The organism is Staphylococcus equorum (assembly GCF_029531845.1).
GTDB classification, from domain to species: Bacteria; Bacillota; Bacilli; order Staphylococcales; family Staphylococcaceae; genus Staphylococcus; species Staphylococcus equorum_C.
In genome coordinates, this window is the sequence record NZ_JAMBPV010000023.1 from 1 (window position 1) to 3,598 (window position 3,598).

Consider the following 3,598-nt stretch of genomic DNA (forward strand, 5'->3'; position numbering starts at 1 on the left):
AGTCTTTATGGTCCTACTGTTGGTGACTCCGTTAGACTCGGCGATACAAATTTATTTGCAAGAGTAGAAAAAGATTACGCAACGTATGGTGATGAAGCTGCATTTGGTGGCGGTAAATCTATCAGAGACGGTATGGCCCAAAACCCTAACGTAACGCGTGATGATAAAAACGTTGCAGATTTAGTTATGACAAATGCATTGATTATTGATTATGACAAAGTTGTTAAAGGTGATATTGGTATCAAGAATGGTTATATCATGAAAATTGGTAAATCCGGCAACCCAGATATCATGGATAACGTCGATATTATCATAGGTGCAACAACAGATGTTATCTCTGCAGAAGGAAAAATCATTACTGCAGGTGGGATAGACACACACGTTCACTTTGTTAATCCTGAACAGTCGCAGGTTGCACTTGAAAGTGGGGTTACTACGCATATTGGCGGTGGTACTGGTGCCTCTGAAGGAGCTAAAGCAACTACTGTAACACCAGGGCCATGGCATCTACATCGCATGTTAGAAGCAGCGGAATCATTGCCATTAAATATCGGTTTCACTGGTAAAGGACAAGCAGTCAATCACACTGCCTTAGTAGAACAAGTACATGCTGGTGCGATCGGCTTAAAAGTCCATGAAGACTGGGGTGCAACACCCTCAGCTTTAGACCATGCTTTACAAGTGGCAGATGAGTATGATGTTCAAATCGCTTTACATGCTGACACATTAAATGAAGCTGGTTTCATGGAAGAAACGATGGCAGCTGTTAAAAACCGCGTATTACACATGTACCATACAGAAGGTGCTGGTGGTGGCCACGCGCCTGACTTAATTAAGTCAGCTGCTTATCCAAACATCTTACCTTCATCTACAAATCCTACTTTACCCTATACAGTGAATACAATTGACGAACACTTAGACATGGTTATGATTACACACCATCTTAACGCTGCAATCCCAGAAGACATCGCCTTTGCTGATTCACGTATTCGTAAAGAAACAATTGCAGCAGAAGATGTATTACATGATATTGGCGTATTTAGTATGGTAAGTTCTGATTCTCAAGCTATGGGACGTGTCGGTGAAGTTATCACACGTACTTGGCAAGTTGCGCACCGTATGAAAGAACAACGCGGTGCATTAGAAGGTGACAGTAAACATAATGACAATAATCGTATCAAACGTTATATCGCTAAATATACGATTAACCCTGCCATTACACATGGTATTTCAGATTATGTTGGTTCTATTGAAGAAGGCAAACTCGCCGATATTATTATGTGGGAACCTGCTTTCTTTGGCGTAAAACCAGACGTCATCCTTAAAGGCGGACTCATTAATACAGCCATTAATGGTGATGCTAACGGTTCTATTCCTACTTCCGAACCATTGAAGTACCGTAAAATGTACGGACAATTAGGTGGCAATATGCAAAGTACTTCTATGACTTTCGTATCTTCAACAGCATACGATAATGATATTGATAAAGTACTCGGTTTAAAACGTAAAGTGAGACCTGTTCGCAATATACGTAAGTTAAGTAAAGCAGATATGAAAAACAACAATGCAACACCAAAAATAGATGTTGATCCACAAACATATGAAGTATTCGTAGACGGTGAAAAAATCACAAGTGAACCCGCAACAGAACTACCGTTAACTCAACGCTATTTCTTATTCTAGGAGGTAAAAAATGATCATCGAAGAAATTGTAGGAAATATCGCTAACATTTCTGATAGTAAAAAAAGTAAACATATAGAAAAAGTGTACTTGGAAAACTCTGATTTAGTTAAACGTATTCAACGTGTAACAACAGACCATGGTAATGCAATTGGTATACGTTTAAAACAACCTATTGATTTACAATATGGTGATATTTTATATAAAGACGATACCAATATGATTATCGTAGATGTGAATTCTGAAGATTTACTCGTTATTAAACCACGTACCCTTCAAGAAATGGGAGATATCGCGCATCAACTTGGAAACAGACATTTACCAGCACAATTTACAGAAACTGAAATGCTTGTACAATACGACTACTTGGTAGAATCATTATTAAAAGACTTAGGGATTCCATACGAGCATGAAGAGCGTAAAGTAAATCAAGCATTTAGACATATAGGTCATTCACATGACTGATCATGCACACCTACGTCTGTTTCAATTTTGTGACTCACAATTCCCGACCGGTGCATTTAGTCATTCGTTTGGTCTTGAAACTTATATTCAACGTGACACAGTCCATGACGAAGAAAGCTTTCAACAATGGCTCGTGTTATTCTTAAACGAACAATTGACATACGCCGATGGCTTAGCAATGCGCCTAGTCTATGATGCGCTTGATCAAAATGATTCAGAATCTATATTGCGATTAGATAAAATTCTTTTCGTGCAAAACTTACCAAAAGAAACACGACAAGGTTCAAAACAAATGGGTAATCGTATGGTCAAACTTGCTTCCGAACTTTATGACAGTGACTGGATTGACTGGTACAATGCGCAACTAAAAGAGAAAAAGGCTAATTTGCATCCTGCCATTTGTTTTACGATGCTAGGACATCATTTAGGAGTCGATATCGAAACAATTATTGATTATTATTTATATCAAAACGTGTCCAGTTTAACTCAAAATGCTGTACGCGCAATTCCTTTGGGACAAACTGCTGGCCAACGTATTGTCCATCATATGATTCCACTTATGAAAGAGACAAGAGACTATATCATGACATTGGATGAATCCCAACTAGGTATTACTGCACCAGGATTAGAAATCAATCAGATGGAACACGAGAACGTTAATGTAAGAATTTTTATATCTTAGGAGGACAATTTTTATGACAGAGACAGTTAAAATAGGTATCGGGGGCCCTGTGGGTGCAGGTAAAACCCAGCTTATCGAGAAAATTGTTAAACGTTTAGCAAAAGACTTAAGCATTGGTGTTATCACTAATGATATATATACAAAAGAAGATGAAAAAATATTAGTTAACTCAGGTGTATTACCTGAAGATAGAATTATCGGTGTTGAAACAGGTGGATGCCCACACACAGCAATTCGTGAAGATGCGTCAATGAACTTTGCAGCAATTGATGAATTAAAAGAACGCAATGAAGATATAGAACTTATTTTCATTGAGTCTGGTGGCGATAACTTAGCTGCAACTTTCAGTCCGGAACTCGTTGACTTTTCAATTTATATTATTGATGTGGCGCAAGGCGAAAAAATTCCACGCAAAGGTGGACAAGGTATGATTAAATCTGACTACTTTGTAATCAATAAGACTGACTTAGCGCCTTATGTTGATGCATCATTAGAACGCATGGCAGAAGATACAAAAGCATTCCGTGGTAACCGCCCATTCACTTTTACAAATCTTAAAACAGATGATGGCTTAGACAATGTACTTGAGTGGATTGAACAAGATGTATTTCTTAAAGGATTAGCTTAATGTCTGCGTCAAATCCAAAATGGACCGGCCAATTAGATTTAACTGTTTTTAATAATGGGAAAAAATCTGTTGCGCGTGACATCTTTTTTGAAAGAGCATTAAAAGTAATGCGTCCAGTGTACTTAAATGGCTCTGATATCCC

Annotated in this window: 4 protein-coding genes and 1 pseudogene; all 5 read left to right on the forward strand. The window is 38.1% G+C overall.

Annotated elements, in window-relative coordinates; translation table 11 throughout:
• On the forward strand, window positions 1–1,683 hold a 1,683-nt coding region (gene ureC, locus M4L39_RS14415; protein WP_277582616.1), incomplete at its 5' end, for an urease subunit alpha.
• A 10-nt stretch (window positions 1,684–1,693) separates the two neighbouring features.
• The gene (gene ureE / locus M4L39_RS14420; protein WP_277582617.1) at window positions 1,694–2,146 is read left to right on the forward strand and encodes an urease accessory protein UreE; all 453 of its coding nucleotides are present in this window, start codon (window positions 1,694–1,696) and stop codon (window positions 2,144–2,146) included.
• Window positions 2,139–2,828 carry an urease accessory protein UreF gene (locus tag M4L39_RS14425; protein ID WP_277582618.1) on the forward strand — a complete coding sequence of 230 codons (690 nt, stop codon included), beginning with the start codon at window positions 2,139–2,141 and terminating at the stop codon, window positions 2,826–2,828. The genes ureE and M4L39_RS14425 overlap by 8 nt, the downstream gene beginning before the upstream one ends.
• Before the next feature lie 13 nt (window positions 2,829–2,841).
• Window positions 2,842–3,456, forward strand: coding sequence for an urease accessory protein UreG (gene ureG / locus M4L39_RS14430; protein ID WP_277582619.1), 615 nt, complete (start codon window positions 2,842–2,844; stop codon window positions 3,454–3,456).
• A pseudogene (locus tag M4L39_RS14435) lies at window positions 3,456–3,598 on the forward strand (urease accessory protein UreD); the annotation flags it as partial. The gene ureG and the pseudogene M4L39_RS14435, both read left to right, overlap by 1 nt.

Excerpts from the sequence above, each read along its gene's own strand:
- ureE (WP_277582617.1), top strand. The coding sequence starts at position 1,694 with ATGATCATCGAAGAAATTGTAGGAAATATCGCTAACATTTCTGATAGT.
- ureG (WP_277582619.1), top strand. The coding sequence starts at position 2,842 with ATGACAGAGACAGTTAAAATAGGTATCGGGGGCCCTGTGGGTGCAGGT.
- M4L39_RS14425 (WP_277582618.1), top strand. The coding sequence starts at position 2,139 with ATGACTGATCATGCACACCTACGTCTGTTTCAATTTTGTGACTCACAA.